This is a genomic window from Wolbachia endosymbiont (group B) of Xanthorhoe designata (assembly GCF_964028585.1).
Lineage (GTDB): Bacteria > Pseudomonadota > Alphaproteobacteria > Rickettsiales > Anaplasmataceae > Wolbachia.
The window spans coordinates 408,765-429,909 of record NZ_OZ034794.1; the positions used below are offsets into that span (position 1 = coordinate 408,765).

Consider the following 21,145-nt stretch of genomic DNA (forward strand, 5'->3'; position numbering starts at 1 on the left):
TGGGAGAGAGGTAGAAGAGGAATAAGCAGATAGAGTAAGGTAAAAAAATGAGCTTTAGTTACTACAATATAAAGAAACACCCAAGAAATTTTCGTAATATAACAGGCTTAACTGTAGAAGAATTTGAAAAGGTGATAGAAAAAGTGGGGAACGTTCAAAAAAGTGTGTCAAGCCGAAAAGAAAAGTAATAAAGTGATATAAAAAATGGAGGTTTGAAATGAGTCAAGCAAATAGAACTACCGGATTAGTAGACTATAAAAAACTAGAATCAAATATTTTATCATCTATAGCTAACCCAAGAGAGGTTTAGCTATATGGCAAAATTGGTTAGAATGGTATAATAAGTAATGAGAAAGAAGAAGATGCCAAGTCCATATAGTGAGGATCTGAAAGAACGTGTTCTCAAAGGAGTCGATAAAAAAACAATGACGATAAAAAAATCAGTCAAATATTCAAAGTGAGCATAAAAACAATATATTTGTGGAGGAAAAGGAAAAAAGAAACAGAAACCATCTTCAGGCTATCACAAAGGATATGGCCATAAGATTAAAGATATGGATAGATTTATCAAATTTCTGGATGGAAATCAAGATATTAGAATTGAAAAGATAATTGAAGAATTTGGTAATATGTGTAGAAACACAGTATATAACTACCTTAGCAAAGTAAACTATACATATAAAAAAAACTTTTCTTTATCGAGAAAGAGAAACGCAAAGAGTTCATAAAAAAAAAGTAGAAGAAAGAAATAAATAAAGAAAACTTGATATACATAGATGAGTCTGGAATAGAGGACAATGAATTTTATGAATATGGGTGGTCTCAAAGAGGCAAGAGGTTATTTGCCCAGGGTTTAAAAGAAAGAGGGTAAGCATGATTGGAGCACTAAATGAAGGAAAGGTTAAAGCACCATGGATAATTGATGGCTACTGCAACAGCGAGATTTTTGATGCTTATGTAGAAAATGTACTTGTTCCTGTATTTAAACCTGGACAGACTATTGTTCTCGACAATGCGAGCTTTTATAAATCTGCAAGGACGAAAAATTTGATAGAAAATATTGGGTGTAAAATTTTGTTCTTACCTCCATACTCGCCAGATTTAAATCCGATTGAGAAGTTCTGATCAAGCACGCCATAAGAAAGGCTCTACAAACCTTTTGGCCCAATATTAATTCGGCTATTGATTTTGTTTTTCAGCAATCAGCTAAGCCTTTCTTGGGTTAGCTATAGCAGCTATAATGTGATTGCAACAACTAATTCGCTATGACAACTGCACCGTGACAGTTTTTGTATTTTTTTCCAGAGTTACAAGGGCACTTGTCATTTCTTGAAACTTTTGGAAATCTGCTATTTTTAGTAGAGCGTGACCTATTGCCTATTTCTTGATTGTCTAGCAACTTAAAGTGCGCTAGGCGGTGAATGGTAAGCTCCCCCCACTTTTCAAGCATCGACTCAAACATTAAGAAAGCTTCGCGTTTAAATTCATTCAGTGGGTCTTTTTGCCCCATGGCACGCAAATTTATGCTTTGTCTTAGGCTCTCTAAGACCGAAAGGTGCTCCCTCCATAAATGATCAAGCGTCATGATCATCACTTGTTTCACTATCGTATTCCACAAATCTGTAGTTTGTTGACTATTGAAATATTTTTCTTTCTCAGTAAAAAATTCTTGTATTTTGTCATTTATATAATCCAAGGCTTCTTGTTTATTCAAAAACTCTGCTAGATTAAGCGTTATCCCGTATCTTATGTGGAATTCTTTTGCAATATCTTCAACATAATCTTCGTAATAACCACTTTGTACTATACCTTCTATTATATCCTCATTTACTTCACTATATACTTCAACTAAATCATTGATTTCATTGTTTAAAATATGATTTCTCTGCTTAAAAATAACCTTACGTTGATTGTTAATTACATCATCAAACTTTAGCAAAGACTTCCGCACATCATAATTTCTAACTTCAACTTTCTTCTGTGCTTTCTCAAGTGCTTTATTAATCCATGGGTGATGAATAGCCTCATTGTTCTTTAGTCCCACTTTTTGTAAAAAATTCCTCATTCTATCAGAGCCAAATATTCTCATTAAATCATCTTCAAGTGATAGAAAGAACTTAGAAAGTCCAGGGTCACCCTGACGACCAGAACGGCCACGCAGTTGATCATCTATTCTCCTGCTTTCATGCCTTTCGGTTCCGATAACACATAAGCCACCAGCTTTTATAGCAATTTCCTTATCTTTTTTTACTCTTTCGACTATTTCTTGATATTTTTTTTCTCTTTCGACTATTTCTTGATATTTTTTTTCTCTTTCATCAGCATTTTTTATTTTCTCGAGCTCTATTTTTGCAATCATTTCAACATTTCCACCAAGCTGAATATCAGTTCCACGTCCTGCCATGTTTGTTGCTATAGTAATGCTGCCTGGTATTCCAGCTTGCGCTATTATATACGCTTCTTGTTCATGATAACGAGCATTCAGTACTGAATGCTTAAGAGAATAGCTTTGCAAAAGCGCAGAAAGTTTTTCAGAGTTTTCAATACTTACCGTACCAACAAGGACTGGTTGTAGGCGTTTGTGGCATTCTTCTATGAATTTCAATACAGCACTAAATTTTTCTTTTTCTGTGCCATAAATTTCATCGTCAACATCTATTCTTTTAACAGACACATTAGTTGGAATTTTTACTACATTTAATCTATATATATCATGAAACTCCTCTGCCTCTGTTACTGCTGTTCCTGTCATACCAGAAAGTTTGTTGTACATACGAAAGTAGTTCTGAAATGTGACTGATGCTAAAGTTTGACTTTCATGCTGAATTTCAAGATTCTCCTTTGCCTCCAGTGCCTGGTGAAGACCATCAGAATATCTCCTACCTTCCATCATGCGCCCAGTAAACTCATCAATAATTACCACCTTACCGTTTTTCACTATATAATCTTTATCAGCAGTAAACAGCTTATGTGCACGAAGTGCTTGATCTATATAATGAGTCAGTATAATATTGCTAGTATCATAGAGCGAGGAATTTTCAGGAATGATGTTATACGATTTTAGTAATTCCTCCACTCGTGAAATGCCATTTTCAGTGAGGAACACTGCTCTACTCTTTTCATCGACTTCATAGTCAGAATCAACTAATTTGATTACTATTTTATTGATATGCTTATATATCTGATTATTTTCCTCAAGTGGGCCAGAAATAATGAGCGGAGTACGCGCTTCATCAATCAGTATGGAGTCTACTTCGTCTACTATTGCATAATTGAAGCCTCTTTGAACCATATCTTCTTGAGAAAATTTCATATTATCTCGTAGATAATCAAAGGCAAGTTCATTATTTGTTGAGTATACTATATCTGCGCTATAAGCCTTTTTTCTCTCGTCGTCTGTCAAATTATTTGTAATAAATGCAACAGAAACTCCAAGAGAATTATATAATTTACTCATCCACTCTGTATCTCGTTTTGCAAGATAGTCGTTAACAGTTACGACGTGCACACCTTTTCCTTCTAAAGAATTTAGATATGCAGCTAAAGTTGCGACGAGTGTCTTTCCTTCTCCTGTTTTCATTTCTGATATCATGCCATTATGGAGAACCATTCCACCAATTAGCTGAACGTCGAAATGCCTCATATTAAGGAATCTTCGTGATGCTTCTCGTACAACCGCAAATGCAGGTACGAGAAGGTCATTTAGTGTTTTTCCATTTTTCAGTTCTTGTTTTAATTCCGTAGTTTTACTAGCAAGATCCTCATCAGATAAGCTCTGCATTTCTTGCTCTAGCGCATTAATTTGCTGAGCAATTTTTCTGAAGGATTTTATTATCTTCTTGTTTGTTGATCCAAATATCCTTTTTATAAAAAAAAGTGACAACGTAAAGATGAAGAATATAAGAATAGTTGTTAAAACTAACGTAGAGTCTGGCATAAACTTAGGTAAAGTTTTATTTAATATGAGATTATATTACTAAACGTAACCTGCGGCAATTAGATTCAGAAAATCTTTATTTACAAACTAAGGAAAAGATTCTTGCAGATGAAATGTAAAAGAGTATATTTATTTTATTAAATATAATAATTAATAATTAAACTTTCTTGATAAATTATTAAAATAGTCTTAAGCTACATGTATAAAACGGTTAGTGGAGTCACAATGTTAAGCAATATTATAAAAGTAAAATTAGAGAAAAATAGTTGTCCTTTTGAAGAATTAGAAGAATTTTTTGCTTCATTAAAATTTGGTACAAAAGGGTTTAAAGATTCTTCAATAAAATTAGTTTGCCAAGTATGGGAAGATTTCACCTTAATTCTACCAAGAGAGGCAGTACCTAATTCTTTCGCTTTGAAGCTTTTATCTTTGCTTAGTAAGGGAAATGAGCTAGCTTTACCTATTATATTAAAATACCTTTCTTGCAGAACTGTATTTAAAGATTTTGGTCAAAAACTACAGGATAAAATGGATCAAGATATAAAAGGACAAAACGATTCTAAAATTTCTCAGGAGATTGAGTTATGCAAAAAAGACATTTTAAATCTTCTCAATGGTGGTAAATCAGTATTAGACGTTCAATTGAAGCAGCGGTATAAAAAATACTATTCGTTAATAGATAATGAGATTGAAGAGTTAAAGACTCAAATTTTAAAAGAACTAGAAGATTATATTAGCAATACTAACGTTAATAAAATGTATCGAAGCCTTAATAATAAAAAGAAAAACGAAGAATCATTAAAAGAGGTAGCGTTAAGATCTTGTTCATTGGGTGGAATTTGCTTGTTAATATTTTTTTCACTTGGTTTTTTTATTTTTTTAGCAACAACCATTGACCCACCTGCTCATATGAGTATGTATAAAGTAAAGGTTTTTAGGTGTATAGGAGCTTCACCTTTAGTTTTTGCATCATTAGAACTAACAGTAGCAGGTGTAGCTTACTTAACAAGTTGTTATCTAAATCATAGTTTTACAAAAGAAATACAAGACTATACAGAGCAACCAGTAAAATGTATGGATAAGGCAACTAATAATAAAGAATCAGACAATTTTCCTTCTGACAATTATGAAAAAGTACAACCTTCAGCACCGCTTGAGGAACTACTACCTTCATACGAGGAATCGTGTCACAGTAGTTTAGGTTATATTTAACCATCTAATCCAATACAGCAAAATCAGTTGTTGTGATGAAGGTATAAAGAGAACAAGCAAAATTACATTTGTAATTTTGCTTCCTTTATCATCACTTAGAAATAGCTGGTTATGTTATGCTTGCCTATACTTGATTAAGTATATCAATAGGTAAATAAATCTTAATACAACTTTATTATACTGGTAAATACATTTTATAGAATGAAAGCATGGAAGATTTTATAACGGCAAGAAGGAAAGATGATGCTGTGATATCTGTTTCTCAGGATAATGAGAAAAAAACGTGTTAATCTTGGGACTCAATCAAGCAGCAAGGAATTTATTAAAATGTGAAGAAAGGAATTTACTTAATAAGCCGTTAATCAATATTTTAAGTGCAAGAGCAGCTGAAGATATGAAAAGCTATTTGGAGTATACTGAAGATGGGTGCGATTTGCGCGATATATTGCCAAAAGTGATAGGCTTTTCTCTAATCGACGCTAAAGGAGAAGATATAAAAACAAAGGTAAAAGTTTTTCGCACAACGCAATTTACTAATAGCAAGATTAATTATGAGCTATTAATACGTGACATTAGCCTGTTTCATAAGCTAGGAATGTTTAGGGATAAATATCTGATAGGTAAAAAATATAAAAACCACAATTTGTTTAACATACCAGACAATGAGTCCACTATTTTTGAGTTATATGTTGTATTAAATTTTGCCTTTGAATATCAAATTAATGCAGTTATAGGAATAATAGGTCTAAACAGCAGTTGTAATAAGGAAAATGATGCACTAAAAATTATCATAGAACATTTTTATAAAAATTGCCGTAGTGATGATTTTTTGGGATGTATTGATGAGAATAAGGTACTTTTTATTTTGATGAACTGTGATGCAAATAACACATCTAAAATAGTTAATCGTATACATTCTTCCATTAACAAGCAGTTATTAAAGCGAAAACTATCAAGCATATCAATTATTTATGGAAATATAATTCAAAAACATAGTGTGAAGAATGCTTAAACGCTTTTGTCATTAATTGGTTTGTAGTATCTAAGTTCTACACAATATAAGGATTGTTTTTTATTTCTGTTAAGCTTATATTAAGAATTTAAGCTTACCTATGAGGTTACTAATCACACTATTTTTATCATTACTTGTGGGAGGAAGTGCTAACGCTAGGGTAATTCTGGATAAGGAGATGTTTTATGTAGAACTAGATGGAAAAGTAGATTTAAGATTTGGCTACGCTTTCAATAGAGATTCTTTTAGCTCTACCAAAGACAAGACCTCAAGTTATTCAGACCTGCGCTTGCTTTATTTACAGCAAGTTCATCCAAATACTAAAATGGGTTTTGATGTTAAGGCAGGAGTTTCTGGTATTGCAAACTTAAAGGCACTAGACATAGAAAAGTTAGAAATGGAGAAGTGGTATTTTATCATAAAGAATCAGGAGTTTGGATCATTTGAATATGGTAAAGGAAGTTTAGTTAGTCAGAGTATGTTAATTAACACTTCAAAAATTTATACAGCTGCTGGGGGAATAAATGGTCATTGGACAAACTATGCAAATCTGCGCGGTAATGGAAAAAAAGATGATGACCCTGGGTATGATAAGGACAAGGTATTTTGGGTAAAACCCAATGTTTACAGCGACTATAATGGACTAGAGCTGAAGTTAAAACAACCAATGATAAACTATATTTCTCCTGAAATTCATAACTTTCAACTTGGATTCAGTTATGTTCCAGGTAAAAATAATTTACAATATAATAATTTAATAGCCGCTGGTCTTTCCTATAAAAATGCCCTATCAGATGAAATAAATTTTACTACTGCTTTGACTGGTGAATTTGCAAGGGAAAATTTAACTGATTGTACAAACAAAAATTCTAGCGATCTTCAGTGTCATAATCAATTACTACACTGGAATTTTGGTGTGAAACTAAAGCTTTTTGAACTTGATTGCATTTTGTCGTACGGGAATGGTGGTAAATCTGGTGAGAAGCGTAGTCATGAAACAAATAATATGCATTATGTAAATGCAGGTATTGCTTATCATTCTGATTCTCGTAAAGTGAGCTTAACATATTTTAATAGTGTCAGGGATATTGCAGACAAAGGTACAAACGAATTAACATCACAGGCTTTCAGTCTTGAATATCCATTAGTTGTTGGTACTTCATATTACTTTGATATTGTAAGATTTAGTACTAAGGAGCTTGCAGTGGAAGATAATAACTCCGGATATGTGCTTTTGGCCGGATTGAAGCTAAGTTTTTAGTGAAGTAACTGGTATGTAAGTATTGTAATAATGAGAGTAAAATTGAGTTGTTAATATATGTGCTATTTGATATTATAAAAATAACTATTACATAAGATTTTCAATAAAAAGACATTCTGTTACTAATCCAAGTGTAGAAGAAAACGGTTATTAATTAGCAAACCAAGCCCTTCAGTAAGCGCATCTCTTCAGGTGCTCTTTTTTTCTTTTTTATATATAAAAAAATTAGATAGTATTGTGAGTACGGTTTTTTCTGTGTTCTGATGCTTTTCAATTCTATAGCTTTTGTATTGAATTTCCTTTTTTTACTACTATTTCTCTATATTGTTGTAAGAAAGAACAGAAAATTTAGTGAGAATCTTGAGAAGAATTTACTTAAAGTAGAACATGAACTTCAAGAGGCAAAACAGTCTTTAGTAGATAAAAATAAGGAAATAGTTGATTTGAAAGTGAGGAATGCAGAGCTTGAAGTAATTTTGCAAAAAGAACGTGAGGAAAAGAAAAAAGAGATGGAGTTACTGACAAAAGCAGAGGAGAGGCTTACAAACACTTTTAAAGCGCTCTCTCTTGATGCTTTGCAGGTAAACAATAATAATTTTCTGAATTTAGCGAAGGAAGTAATCGATAGTAAACTAAAAGAAACAGAAAGTGACTTCAAAAAAAGGCAAGCAACGATCAATGAAGTTATCACTCCAATAAAAGAAAAATTAGAAAAATTCGACAGCGAAATACGTGAGCTAGAGAAGGAGAGGGTAGGGGCTTACGAAGGTTTAAGAGAGCAAATTGGAGCGCTAATGAGCCAAACCTCTAACCTTGCCAACGCCCTGAGGAAACCTCACATTAGGGGCAAGTGGGGTGAAATGCAGCTCAAAAGAGTGGTAGAAATGGCGGGAATGATTGAATATTGCGATTTTTTTACTCAATCCTCAGTAATTGATAAAAATGAGGGCAATTTGTTACGTCCTGATTTAATAATAAAAATGCCATCAGGAAAGCAAATAATAATAGATGCTAAAGTACCACTTGATTCTTACATGGATGCTATGTCGCAAAATGATTTACAGATACAAAAGGAAAAATTGAAGAATCATTCTCTGGCAATAAAAAAACATATAAATGATCTAGGCAGAAAGGAATATTGGAACCAATTTGAAAATACGCCAGAGCTTGTGGTGCTTTTTTTAACAGGAGAAGGGGTTTTCAGTGCAGCACTAGAATGTGAACCAGCTTTGATAGAAATTGGAATAGAAAAAAAAGTAATTATTGCAACACCAATCACTTTAATCGCGCTACTTAGGGCAGTAGCCTATGGATGGAAGCAAGAGATGATAGCTGAAAATGCAAAGAGAATAAGTGAACTAGGCCATATTTTATATGAGCGAATCTGCACAATGGGCGAAAATTTTGATAATTTACGCAGAAGCTTAAAAAGTGCTGTTGATCATTACAATAAAACTGCTGGTTCGCTTGAGGCAAGAGTGTTTCCTGCTGCCCGAGAATTCAATAAGCTTGGTATACATGCAAAAAATAAAGAACTCACTGCTGCAAAAGAGTTGGAATCTTTACCACGCAGTTTACATGCTGAGGGGTTGAAAGTAGATTAGTATTTCAGATCTACTTAGCTTATGTTTGCTGGTTAAAACAACTTTCTAAAAATTTTTTTTATATAGCTCAATTCCTGCACATCATTTGCTGCATAAACAGGTATAGTTTGTTGCTCAGCACCAGGTATTTCTACGAAGATTTTGCCCACTTCTTGCCCTTTTTTAATTGGTGCGGGTACCATATCTTTATACTCAATACGCACTTTAATTTTATCATGTAATCTGCGGTTATAAGTTATGGTAACATCGTTTGCAACTGTAACGGGCACCTTTTTATCTCTTCCATAAACAATATCTATTTCTTCAACTACGCTATCTTTAGCAAATATTTTCTTGGTATTAAAATGATTTAAGGAATATTGTATTAGTCTTTTTGCTTCCTCTATTCGCTCTTTCTCGGTGTCCAAACCATTCACAACAGCAAAAATTCTCCTATCGTTCCGTTTTGCAGATGCTATAATGCCATAACCACCAGCACTCGTATGACCTGTCTTTAGACCATCAACTCCAATATCATGGAAAAGTAAAAGATTTTTATTTTTTTGTACAATATCGTTATATGTCAAATATTGTTCAGAGAATAGATTATAGTATTCAGGAAAATCGGTAAAAATCCTTTTTGCCAGCATTACCAAATCTTTTGCACTCATAAAGTGATCTTCATCTGGCCATCCACTTGAGTTAACAAAATGACTATCATTAAGATTTAGATCTTGTGCAACTTCATTCATTTCAGCAACAAAATTCTCCTCTGATCCTGCAATACCTTCAGCTAGCACTATGCATGCATCATTACCTGAGGCGATTGTAACTCCTTCAAGTAATTCTTTTACCGTAACAAATTGACCTTCTTTCAAAAACATAGAAGAGCCTTTTCTTTCCCACGCTTTTCTGCTTACTCGAAATTTATCTTCCATATTTATTATTCCAGCTTTTAGATAATCAAAAACTACATATAAAGTCATTAACTTGCTCATTGAAGATGGGGCCATTTTTTCACTGGAATTATGGTCAAAAATGAAAGAGTCTGAAGCTAAATCTAAAACAACTGCTTGCTTTGCTTTAGTTCTAAACTGATATGAGTACGAATTAAAAGGGAGTATAAAAATTAATAGCAAAGTTACTAATTTGCTTAACATATTTATAATTTTAAATTTATAGTGTACTAATTAATAGTATGATTTTGCAGGAGTATTTCAATAGATCTCTTGCATAAAACTTCCTTGACAAACTGTGCCAGCTCCCTTATTATGACAATAAGAGTATTTATCCTTGTTTTCGATCCGCGCGGGTTCAACAACAAAAATTCAGTAAAAAACTCAGATATTTATTGGCAAATTACATAAAAATTATAGCGGCTGCATGTCTTTTTTATTTTTTCTACATTCAGCCAAATCGCGCTTATTTTAAGCGTTAGCACATTATTACAGCGCCAATTTACATTATTATAGGGTCAAAACTCGTTACACGGGGATTTTTTTGCCTTTTTTATAACTAGTAAATTTATTAATATTTGAGGTGTCATCCCAGTGCTTGACACTGGGATCCAGTTGAGCTATTTCAACAAAAATACTGCATTTGAGATGAACATTTGTTCTTACCAGAGTTATTTACAAGTATAACAATTAAAGTCTGGATCCCAGTGTCAAGCACTGGGATGACATATAAGGAGCACTGGGATAATATATAGAAGGGACACTGGGATAGAGGCTACTTGAATGACAAGAAGGAGGGAGCAAGGGATGATAAGAGAGGGGCTACTTTCATTTGCTGTCTTCAAAAATTTACAATTATGCTTCATGTGTTTTATTAAATATTTTACTTAAAAATTCAATTTCTTATTATAAGAGATAAGCAATTCATGAATAATGAAAGATTACAAAAAAGGTCATAGAAAGCGCCTAAGAGAGAGAATTATTTTAGATAACGGACAATCATTACTTGATTATGAGATTTTAGAACATATTTTATATTCAGCATATAGTAGAATCGATGTAAAGCCAGTAGCAAAGAATTTGATAGAAATTTTCGGCAGTTTGAATAAGGTTTTTAATGCCGATTTAGAAGCACTGCAGAATATCGAAGGAATTAGTAATGCAGCTATATCTGCTATCTTTTGTGTTAAACAGGCTTTTGTTCGTTCTGCACGAGAAGAAATAAAGGACCTACCTATAATCAATAACTGGGAAAATTTGCTTGATTATTTAAAAGTAAGTATAGGAAGCCTTAATAAAGAAAATTTTCGCGTCATCTATATGAATAAAAGATATCGTCTAATAGCGGAAGATCTGCAGAACTTTGGTACAGTAGATCAAACTCCTATTTACGTTAGAGAGATCATAAGACGCGCTCTTTTGATTGGCTCAACATCGATTGTAATATCCCACAATCACCCAAGTGGAGATATACAGCCTTCAAGTAGCGATATGTTTCTCACTAGACAGCTTGCAGAAGCTTGCAAAAGCATAGGAATAGAATTAATAGATCATATTATTATCACATTTAGTAGCTATTTTAGTTTCAAGGAAAATAGGCTTTTATTAGAGTAGATCTAAAATTGCTTTTGCCATTTTTCTTATTATGGAAGTAAAGCTATACATGAGGTGGTTGCCAGTGGAACAAAAATTTTCCTTCTGGAAGACAATGTGTGATTTAGGTGGCGTAATAGTGGCAAATACATGTTATTTGCCACTATTAGAAATCTCCTGTTTTGATAAGACTTATGAGGTCTTTATTGGTTTTTTGAATTTTGTTGAAGCACTCACATGCTTACTCTAATATTTTGTTCACAGAGCCTAGTTAGCTCAATTTCAACGTTAATTTGTGAAGCTCTGAGTTCTGTTAGGGGATTTTCTGGTTGAATATCTAGCTTATTCTGTATGTTCGGTAAACAAATTAAAGCCGAATCAAAAATTTCATCATACTGCTCTGCTTCATGCACGCAATTGATTATTTCCTTAAATTCTTCCACATCTTGCGGCGTATCTTTTAATATTGCTCTTATTTGGTTTGGGTTTTGACGAATTTTTTCCTGATATCCAGCAATTCTCTCTTGATATATATCAATCATTTTTTGACATGAGGTGCCTCTAAATGGGTGTTCTGCTTTTTCCTTTATGTAGGAGCTCTGAAAATTTTTGCAATTAAGGACTGCTTCTCTACATTTTTTTATGTCACTAATTATACTGGTTATTGACTTACTTGCTTTCTCATGTTCTTCTTTTTTGATTATACATTCATTCTTTGTTTGGCTCATTTTATCATACAGATTTCTGCATTCTTTATATGATACCAGCGGTTGTAGTATTCCTTCCTCTACACCTTTATTATAAAAATTCTTCAACTCATCGCTTGATAGTATTCGTATAGCATCTTCTCTTTTACCTTGTGATTTAGGATACTTTTTGTTCAGTGAACTAATATAATTTAATAGGAAACTCTTAGTTAAATCTTCCTTTTTAACTTCTGATAATTTTTCTAGTGTTTCTATATATTTCAAAGTTTCCGCAAAAAGCTGCGCACCAGATGTAGCAAATCCTGGCAGTGGTTTGCTCTGCGCCTTATAAAAATCGGTTTGTAAAAAATCTTCGGCTTGTTTTTTTATTACTGAAAGTTCATTGAAGGCTTTTTCTGGATTGATTTTTTTTAAAATACTAGTAGCTTTTTTAATCGCTCTTTCTCTCTTTTTATTATCTTGTTTGTCGTTTAAGATCAAGCTTTCAGCTTCAGTAAAAGCATTGCCTTGGGCACTTTTGGCAATATTACAAACAACGTTTTTTACAACTTGCTTAGTTGCTGCATAATCTATTTCTTTTGCAAAGCAGTCAACAAATGATTGCCAAATTTTTTTGTTAACGGACTTACTTGTCTTATGTTCTAAATCTTCTACATCTTTGAATCCTAAAATAGTATAGAGATTTTTTTCAATTATTGGTTCAGCATGTTGTTTTGCCACTTTACCTTTTATATTGAATAGAAATTCACTAATCTTAGTTGTGCCCATAATATTACCTCACAATATTAATGTTATATAATATAAAGTATAAAAGCTTAATGCTTAATTTTTACTTACTATTAATATAATTGAAGATTAACTTTGTTCCTATATTAAAACTTTAACTCCCAATTTATTATTAGTAGTATCATTATATGAATCTTATGCCTGAATTTGGGAATATATTGTTATTGGTAGCCTGTTTGTTATCTTTAACGTATTTGTTTCTACCGTTTAGTTCTTACCGATTCGTCTCCTCTGCCATATTTTTTTGTGTGTCAGCATCAATGGCTATTTTGATCTACTGCCACATTAAAAATGATTTCTCACTTGAAAACGTATATTACCACTCACACACAACAAAACCTTTGATCTATAAGATTTGTGGTGTTTGGGGAAATAAAGAAGGGTCTATGTTGCTTTGGACCTTAGTGCTTGTCATGTATTTATTACTAATGGATATTTATATACCTTCTGTCATCCCAGTGCCCAGAAACTGGGATCCAGACAATTTAATTGCAAATGAGTACATCAAATGGCAGTGTAATAAAAACTGGATTCCAGCGTCAGCTACTTGCATGACACCAGAACGAACTAGTGGTAGTAAATTAAAAAAAATATCTCTTATCACTCATGGGCTGATTTGCTTTTGTTTTTTACTGTTCACTTTACTTGAATCAAACCCCTTCACTAAAATGCCAGGCATCGAAACAGATGGTCTTGGTTTTAATCCGATATTGCAGGATATAGGCCTTGCTATTCATCCACCGATATTATATTTGGGGTACCTTGGATTTAGCGTTCCTTTTTCGCTCTCTATAGCTGGATTAATTTTAAATACTGAAGGAAATGTTTGGGCTAAAATTGTCAGGCCTTGGGTACTTATTTCTTGGTCGCTGCTCACTTTGGGCATCAGCTTGGGTAGCTGGTGGGCATATCGTGAACTCGGTTGGGGTGGATTTTGGTTCTGGGATCCAGTGGAAAACGTTTCTTTGATGCCGTGGCTAATTGCAGTGGCGCTGACACATTTGTTGCTCGTTGTAAGAAATTTCAATACTTTAAGGAATTTCGCTATTTTACTTACGCTTACAACTTTTATATTGAGTGTAACTGGAACATTTCTAGTCCGCTCAGGAATACTCACCTCAGTGCACACGTTTGCAGATGACCCAAGATATGGACTATATATATTAGCGCTACTTGGTGTAATTACGGTCAGTAGCTTAGTAATATTTGTAGTGTTTACGAGAAAGAATCACACATCTTTCCAGTATTCGATATTGGAATCTGAAAAGAAATCTGCTACTCAAGTGACAGAGGGTAGAAGATTCTTTTCACGCCTTACGATGATGCTGATGAACAATTTATTATTCATCACTGCCTTTTTCATCGTGTTCGTTGGCACTTTATACCCTACAGTGCTTGAGTATTTAACCGGTGAATTAATTTCAGTTGGAGCACCATATTACAATTCTTTATTTAACTCTATTGCACTAGCTATTCTAGTGCTCACCATGATAGGGCAATACTTCAGTTGGCAGGGAAATAGTCTATTGCCAATATTTCACGAATATAGATTTTCATTCTGCAGTGCTGCAGCTATTTTGCCGTTTATCTTTCACATGGAGCTAATAATTGTGCTATCAATTACTATCTCCATAGCATTATTAATCTTTGTTTTAGAAGCATACAGTAAAAGAATTCGTTTATTTAAAAGCGAATCAATTTTATTAGCAAGAAGAGTTTCTAAATCCTACTATGCAATGATGCTTGCTCATGCTGGAGTGGCAATCCTTGTGCTTGGTATAGCCTGCTCAGTAGGTTGGCAGGAAAAAAAAGAAAACTACTTGGGAATAGGAGACAGCATAACAGTCAATAAATTCAAAGTCACTTTACGAAACATTGAATTTATAAAAGAAAAAAACTTCCATGCAGTAAGAGGTACAATGGATATCAGGAATTTGCTTAATAGTAAGGTAATAGGTGATGTAACTCCTGAATATAGATTTTACCTTGCGGAAGGTCAGAAAAATGTTGAAAGCAGTATCTATCACAATTTATTTTCTGATATTTATGTTGTAATTGGAGAGATTGATAAGAGTAAGAGCAAAATCGCAGCCAAAGTACACTATAAACCAGGAATGTCTATAATTTGGCTTGGATCTTTTCTCATCGCCTTTGGTTCACTACTTGCTGCTTTTTCTTCTAGCAAAAAAGTAGTTCCTTCAGTATCATAAAGTTTGCATTTTTTGGCAATTTAAACTTAAGCTAAGCAACACTAACCTCGCGAGCGAATTTTCTCTGTGTTCTGTTGTACAATAGAAAATAAAGATATATTTTCTAATGAAGAACTTCCATGATATATGGAATCTTTTTCTAAAACTTCCTCAGGCCTTTTAAAATATCCCTGCTTAATAGCGTCGTAGACAGAAGAACCACCAAGCAAGCAGTTCTCACCTAACTCTTCTTTATAATTTTTAAACTTTTCCAATATTTTCTCCTTGTTACTCACTTCTACTATAATTTTGTTTTTATCTTCCATATCAGGATACAATCTAACATCTACTTTTCCCAAATCAGTATGAAAAGTTAGTACTATATTACCTATAAGGTCAGTATAATTTCTTACCCCACCTTCCGTTAAAATTTCTATCTCGCTTTCACCGATTGCTATCACGTCTCTTCGAAATCCTGTGCTTTCATCTGTTTCATTTGTGACTTTTGCAACCTCGACTACACTATTCTTTGAGTATTTCCAGTAGAAAGTGAAGCTGTCCATTTTTGCCTCTTTTACCTTACCAGTAGTTGCATTTTTTGCAGCTTCCAAAAACCTTAGAGAATAATGTATATAGCTTTTACGTGCTTCTTTCAGATTAGCTTTGTGGTCTTTAAACTTCTCTAGTTTATCAATTACAATTATACTGCTTAGAGTTTTAAGTACTGCACCTCTTTTTACCAAATTACATACTATGCGACTAGCAACTTCTATGTTCCTTACATCTTGGAAACTCTCTTCTAATTCACTAATTCTTTTTATTATATAATCTGTAAAATTATAATTACTTTCATAAGTATTTTTATATATATCTCCCTTATAAGTAAAATTGAGCCTTACACTAGATTTTATAGCTTCATTTACAATCTGTTCTAGCTGATTTATATCTTGAGCTTCATTTAATGAATCTAAATATTTCAATGGATTTTGGTCATCTAGCGTGAAATCACTCCATAAATTTATACATTCGTCTTTTCCATTAAGGTCAATTTGTGTTTTTTTACGAAAAATTCCATCAATAACATCATCAGTTAAAAAGTACTCTTTAATATTAAGATTGGGACTATTAACTGTAAATTCTATTGGGGTTTTACCTTTTTTATCCTTTATATCAAGATTAGCTCCTTTCCTTAGAGGCAATTTGATAATTGTATCACAATGACCAGAACGAGTAGCATAATGCAAAGGCGTTCTTCCTGTGTCGTCCTTTTCATTAGGATCAGCACCTGAATTCAACAGTAAATCTATGCATTCTTCTGAATTGCTACATTCCATACTTGATAGAATATGCAGTATTGTCAGTTTAGATTCTCCTCTTTTAAGGTTGAGAATGGTTTTTAGATCTTGATTACTTTTATGATCTAGTAAAAATTTTTTAATTTTTTCAACATCCTTCTTATAATCCTTATAAGTAATATGTGGAAAGTCTTTAAAAGTACTTAAGAATTTTTTATTCAACTCCTTCTGACTCTCTGTTAAGTTGGACATGTCAACAAGCCACGTAGATATCAGCTTGCCAAATGCACTTCTTTCGACAACATCCGTTAAGGAGCAGTCATTGCGAAGTAGCAACGAGTATTTAATCAATTATATTCATCATCTTCTTGTTGCTGTGTTTCTTCTGCTTTCTTAGAGCCTGTACGTGATCTCAAAAAAGGGATAGAATGAGAGGATAAAGTATATAAAGTAGGATATGCGAAGTTTATATCCAAGTGATATAAGTCGAGAAAAGTTTGAGATTATTGTAGCAGATCTGGAGTCTTGCAGGAAGAGGACAAAGCCAAGAACACTTGATTTATATCATGTATTTTGTGGAGTGTTATACGTCTTAAAAAGTGGCTGCCAGTGGAGAATGTTACCAAAAGAGTTTCCAAAATGGCGGAATTGTTACGACTATTTTAAGAAGTGGAGTGAAAAAGCAGATGCAAATAAAGAAAGTGTTCTGGAGCTGGTATTAAAAAAAATAGTTGGCGTGGTCCGACAAAACAATGGTCGGAAAGAAAAAACCAGCTTCTGCATAATTGATGCACAAAGCGTAAAAAATGCAGATACTGCTGAAGAAAAAGGCTATGATGCAGGCAAAAAGGTTTCAGGAATAAAACGCCATATTGCGGTAGATACACAAGGTTTACCCCACGCAATTTATATAACAACGGCAGAAATAACTGATCGTAGTAGCGCTGTGAGAATGGTTAAAAATGCTAAAGAAAACCTATCTGAAGTTAAAAATATACTAGTTGATGCTGGCTACACAGGAGAAAATTTTGCAACACAGATGAAAGTAACTATTGGTGCAACTGTTGAGGTGAAGCGAATTACACACCTTTGTCGTATTGCCGAAAAGATGGGTTGTTGAGAGATCTTTTGCTTGGTTGCAAAAATGTAGGCGATTGTGGAAAAATTGCGAGCGGAAACTCAACACTAGCCTGCAAATGGTCGTTCTTGCTTTCGCTGCTTTGCTTCTGAAAAGATTATGAACAGGCTCTAAGAGTGCTTAAAATCATTTTTTATTAATTCAATCAAGAGTTTTAATGTGTTAAAACTCTTATGTCCCAATAAAGGATCTGCTTTGTTTTCAAGTAGAATTTTTGCTACTTCTGAATAGCCATTTCTAATAGCCCAGGATAATGGAGTACGCCCGTATTTATCCGCTATGTCAACATCAGCTTCCTTTTGTATGATAGCTTTTACTATTTCCACTTGGCAATTTTCAGCAGAAATAGCATGATGTAATACGGTACTCTCAGCCAGATCTACTGCATCAACATTAGCCCCCTTGTTTAATAGGAGTTCTACTATCTCTTTATTTTCATTGTGAGCAGCACAATGCAAAGGAGTACACCCATTTTGATCTGCTACATTAACATTAACCCCGTTTTCTATGAGAACTTTTATTACCTCTGTATAACAAAAGAGAACAGCAGCATGTAAAGGAGTTCTCTTAACTTTATTTACTGCATCAACATTAGCCCCTTTTTTTATTAAAAGCTCTGCTATCTTTACAAGATCATTTCTAGCAGCTATATGTAACAATGTACTTTGATCATCGAATGTATAATTTATGTTAAATCCATTATCTTGCCACTTTTTATACGTGTCTGGATCTTCTTTTTCCAATTCCTCTTTTACCCTTTCGATTATATTGTTCTCATTTAAGTCACTTATTGTCCTTAATATTTTTAACAACCGTTCATATTCCATAATTCTACCTCAAACTATTTGTTTTTGTACTATAGCTAAAAAAAATTATTGATCCATAATAAAATAACCAACACCAGAGTAAGCGGTTTGCTGCTAACATATTTAAAAATGTTATGAACTTAATAAGAGAAAAAAATACCCCTGTAATGGAGCAATATTTAAATTTGAAAGCTCAATACAAGGATCATCTGCTATTTTATAGGCTAGGAGATTTTTATGAGTTGTTTTTCGACGATGCTATTAAAGCTGCGAAATTGCTGAATATAGTGCTAACCAAGAGGGGCAATTCAAATGGGCAAGAAATACCAATGTGTGGAGTGCCAGCGCACAGTAGTGAATCTTACCTGCATAAGCTAATAGATTTAGGATTCAAAGTGGCAATCTGTGACCAATTAGAAACTGCTGATGAAGCAAAAAAGAGGGGCTATAAATCCATAGTAAAACGTGATGTAGTACGAGTTGTAACTCCAGGTACAATTATAGAAGATTCGCTACTGGAGGATAAAAGCAATAATTATCTCGCGTCCATAGTTGAGCAAAATGACAAATATGCTATTAGTTGGCTTGAATTATCAACGGGAAAATTTTTTCACACTTTAACGAATTTGAAAGCTCTAGATAGCGATTTATTGCGTATATCACCAAGAGAATTATTAATTTCTGAAAAATTCATTGAGGACGAAAAAATTAGATCGATTTTAAAAAATTATAAAATATCAATTACACAACACGCACAGAGTTTTTTTGAGTATAGTAAATCTCACAGAACGTTATGCGAGTTTTATAAAATCAGGGAACTTGGTAGTATAGGAAATTTCAGCAAAGTAGAAATCATGGCGTGCGGTGCACTGCTTGAATATGTCAGAGTAACACAAAGGGGCTCCATTCCAAGGCTTGAATTCCCAAAAACCTATAAGCAACAAAATTTCATGCTTATTGATGCTTCAGCAAGGAGAAATCTTGAGTTGTTTACAACTCAATTTGGTGAAAAGAAAGGTTCACTAATTTCAGTTATTGATCACACAGTTACAGCCTCTGGTGGACGCCTGCTCAAACAAATGCTCGCTTCACCACTTGCTTGCTCCAAGGCAATCAATTTGAGGCTCAGCACCGCTCAATTTTTTGTAAATAATCATGAGCCACGCAGAAAAATACGAGAGATATTATCTAACATTCCGGATATTGAGAGGTCTTTATCGCGCTTAATACTAGGACGTGGTTCACCAAAGGATATGAACCTATTAAAAATAGGCCTAGGAAAAACTTTAGAGTTATCTGAGTTTCTGTCTACCTTGCATAATTATTGTTTAAGTGAAAAACCAGCAATTAACTCTCAGATATCATTCCAGTGCTTAACCAGAGAAAAGGAACCAGTGTTTACTACTCAGGTGATAAGTAGTGACGAGAGTGAACTAAGCACAATACATAAAAGTCTTGGTAATCATAAAGATCTATTCGAGCTTCTAAACAGCGCTATACTTGATAACAACCTCAGTTCTGTAAAAGAAGAAGGATTTATCAATCCAAAATATGATCAAGAATTATCCGAATTATATTATATATTGAACAACAGTAACAAGTTGGTAACTAAGCTCCGTGAGTCTTATCGCGACCTAACTGGCATTGCTGCACTCAAAATATTACACAACAATATACTTGGTTATTACGTTGAAGTGTCGGCAAATCACAAAATAACTTCGGATATATTTATTCATAGGCAAAGCTTAGCAAATAGCATGCGCTATACTACTAATGAATTTGAAAGAACTAGAAAATAAAATTCTTACGGCACGTGATGCTGCAATCGGCTTAGAAGTGAAAATTTTTAGTGAACTATATAGTAAGGTCGCTAAAGAATCTGAAAAAATTGCTCTTGCTGCAAATGCTTTGGCAAAACTTGATATTAGAGCCACGTTTGCGGAGCTCGCAGTGCAAAATAATTACGTAAAACCCATTATCGATGACAGTAAAGAGTTCAATATCTGTAGTGGAAGACATCCAGTGGTTGAAGTTAACGATAAATTCATTTCAAATAGCATCAATTTAGCTGGTATACATCTAATTACTGGGCCTAATATGGCGGGAAAAAGCACTTTTTTGAGGCAAAACGCTCTCATTGCAGTTTTAGCTCACATGGGGTCATTTGTGCCAGCAGAGAGTGCACATATAGGAGTGATTGACAAGATATTTAGCAGGGTTGGTGCAACAGATAATATAACAGCTGGTTATTCTACCTTCATGGTAGAGATGATCGAAACAGCAACGATAGTAAATCAGGCAACAGATCGTTCCTTGGTGATACTTGATGAAATTGGTAGGGGCACAGGAGTGTATGATGGATTATCTATTGCACAGGCAGTGATTGAACATATTCACAATGTAAATAAGTGCCGCGCCATTTTTGCAACTCATTATCATGAATTAACTAAAGTAGGTGAATACTTAGAAAATGTGAAATGTTTTTGTATGAAAATAAAAGAATGGAACGGAGAGGTTATCTTTCTACATGAAGTAATTGAAGGCATTGCAGATGAGTCATATGGAATATATGTAGCAAAACTTGCTGGTTTTCCTGACTCTGTTTTAAATAGAGCAAGTGAAGTGTTTGAGGAGCTAAAGGCTTGAGGAAAGTAATATTATATTACTACA

Annotated in this window: 14 protein-coding genes and 2 pseudogenes; 11 read left to right on the forward strand and 5 right to left on the reverse strand. The window is 33.6% G+C overall.

Annotated features, from left to right (window positions below; all coding sequences use genetic code 11):
- Window positions 1-47: 47 nt before the first annotated feature.
- The 3 genes from ABWU64_RS01950 (at window position 48) to ABWU64_RS01960 (ending at window position 1,125) form a co-directional block, all read left to right on the forward strand.
- Complete coding sequence (locus tag ABWU64_RS01950; RefSeq protein WP_010405218.1) at window positions 48-188, forward strand: hypothetical protein; 141 nt, start codon at window positions 48-50, stop codon at window positions 186-188.
- Window positions 189-554: 366 nt separating this feature from the next.
- Window positions 555-728, forward strand: a complete 174-nt coding sequence (locus tag ABWU64_RS01955) for a hypothetical protein (protein ID WP_353279739.1) — start codon at window positions 555-557, stop codon at window positions 726-728.
- Window positions 729-873: 145 nt separating this feature from the next.
- Window positions 874-1,125: a transposase gene (locus ABWU64_RS01960; protein WP_135352730.1), complete on the forward strand. Its 252-nt coding sequence runs from the start codon at window positions 874-876 to the stop codon at window positions 1,123-1,125.
- Window positions 1,126-1,255: 130 nt separating this feature from the next.
- Here the strand turns inward: ABWU64_RS01960 and secA are convergent, their stop codons facing one another.
- Entirely contained in the window at window positions 1,256-3,937 is a 2,682-nt protein-coding gene (gene secA, locus ABWU64_RS01965; protein ID WP_353279749.1) for a preprotein translocase subunit SecA, read from the reverse strand.
- A 225-nt stretch (window positions 3,938-4,162) separates the two neighbouring features.
- Between secA and ABWU64_RS01970 the strand changes: the two genes are divergently transcribed.
- From ABWU64_RS01970 to rmuC, 4 genes are all read left to right on the forward strand, one after another.
- Window positions 4,163-5,149 carry a hypothetical protein gene (locus ABWU64_RS01970; RefSeq protein WP_353279750.1) on the forward strand — a complete coding sequence of 329 codons (987 nt, stop codon included), beginning with the start codon at window positions 4,163-4,165 and terminating at the stop codon, window positions 5,147-5,149.
- Between the two features lie 283 nt (window positions 5,150-5,432).
- A complete protein-coding gene (locus ABWU64_RS01975; RefSeq protein ID WP_353279751.1) occupies window positions 5,433-6,161 on the forward strand; it encodes a hypothetical protein in 729 nt (242 codons plus the stop codon).
- Window positions 6,162-6,261: 100 nt separating this feature from the next.
- Window positions 6,262-7,422: a porin gene (locus ABWU64_RS01980; protein ID WP_353279752.1), complete on the forward strand. Its 1,161-nt coding sequence runs from the start codon at window positions 6,262-6,264 to the stop codon at window positions 7,420-7,422.
- A gap of 263 nt (window positions 7,423-7,685) precedes the next feature.
- Window positions 7,686-9,026, forward strand: a complete 1,341-nt coding sequence (gene rmuC, locus ABWU64_RS01985) for a DNA recombination protein RmuC (protein WP_341815834.1) — start codon at window positions 7,686-7,688, stop codon at window positions 9,024-9,026.
- 32 nt (window positions 9,027-9,058) lie between these two features.
- Here the strand turns inward: rmuC and ABWU64_RS01990 are convergent, their stop codons facing one another.
- A complete protein-coding gene (locus ABWU64_RS01990; protein WP_353279753.1) occupies window positions 9,059-10,165 on the reverse strand; it encodes a D-alanyl-D-alanine carboxypeptidase family protein in 1,107 nt (368 codons plus the stop codon).
- 729 nt (window positions 10,166-10,894) lie between these two features.
- On the opposite strand from ABWU64_RS01990, the gene radC reads away from it, so the two are divergent.
- Window positions 10,895-11,575, forward strand: coding sequence for a RadC family protein (gene radC, locus ABWU64_RS01995; protein ID WP_015588537.1), 681 nt, complete (start codon window positions 10,895-10,897; stop codon window positions 11,573-11,575).
- Between the two features lie 212 nt (window positions 11,576-11,787).
- Here radC and ABWU64_RS02000 read toward each other — a convergent pair whose 3' ends face one another.
- Entirely contained in the window at window positions 11,788-13,029 is a 1,242-nt protein-coding gene (locus ABWU64_RS02000; RefSeq protein WP_353279754.1) for a hypothetical protein, read from the reverse strand.
- A gap of 146 nt (window positions 13,030-13,175) precedes the next feature.
- Between ABWU64_RS02000 and ABWU64_RS02005 the strand changes: the two genes are divergently transcribed.
- Window positions 13,176-15,257: a heme lyase CcmF/NrfE family subunit gene (locus tag ABWU64_RS02005; protein WP_341815837.1), complete on the forward strand. Its 2,082-nt coding sequence runs from the start codon at window positions 13,176-13,178 to the stop codon at window positions 15,255-15,257.
- 41 nt (window positions 15,258-15,298) lie between these two features.
- Here ABWU64_RS02005 and ABWU64_RS02010 read toward each other — a convergent pair whose 3' ends face one another.
- On the reverse strand, window positions 15,299-16,882 hold the full coding sequence (locus ABWU64_RS02010) for an ankyrin repeat domain-containing protein (RefSeq protein ID WP_353279755.1): 1,584 nt from the start codon (window positions 16,880-16,882) through the stop codon (window positions 15,299-15,301).
- A gap of 106 nt (window positions 16,883-16,988) precedes the next feature.
- Between ABWU64_RS02010 and ABWU64_RS02015 the strand changes: the two are divergent.
- Window positions 16,989-17,772: pseudogene (locus tag ABWU64_RS02015) on the forward strand (IS5 family transposase).
- A gap of 7 nt (window positions 17,773-17,779) precedes the next feature.
- Here ABWU64_RS02015 and ABWU64_RS02020 read toward each other — a convergent pair.
- Window positions 17,780-18,496 (reverse strand): ankyrin repeat domain-containing protein, encoded by a 717-nt coding sequence (locus ABWU64_RS02020; protein ID WP_353279756.1) that lies wholly within the window; start codon window positions 18,494-18,496, stop codon window positions 17,780-17,782.
- A gap of 113 nt (window positions 18,497-18,609) precedes the next feature.
- On the opposite strand from ABWU64_RS02020, the pseudogene mutS reads away from it, so the two are divergent.
- Window positions 18,610-21,121 (forward strand): annotated as a pseudogene (gene mutS, locus ABWU64_RS02025) (DNA mismatch repair protein MutS).
- Window positions 21,122-21,145: the final 24 nt, after the last annotated feature.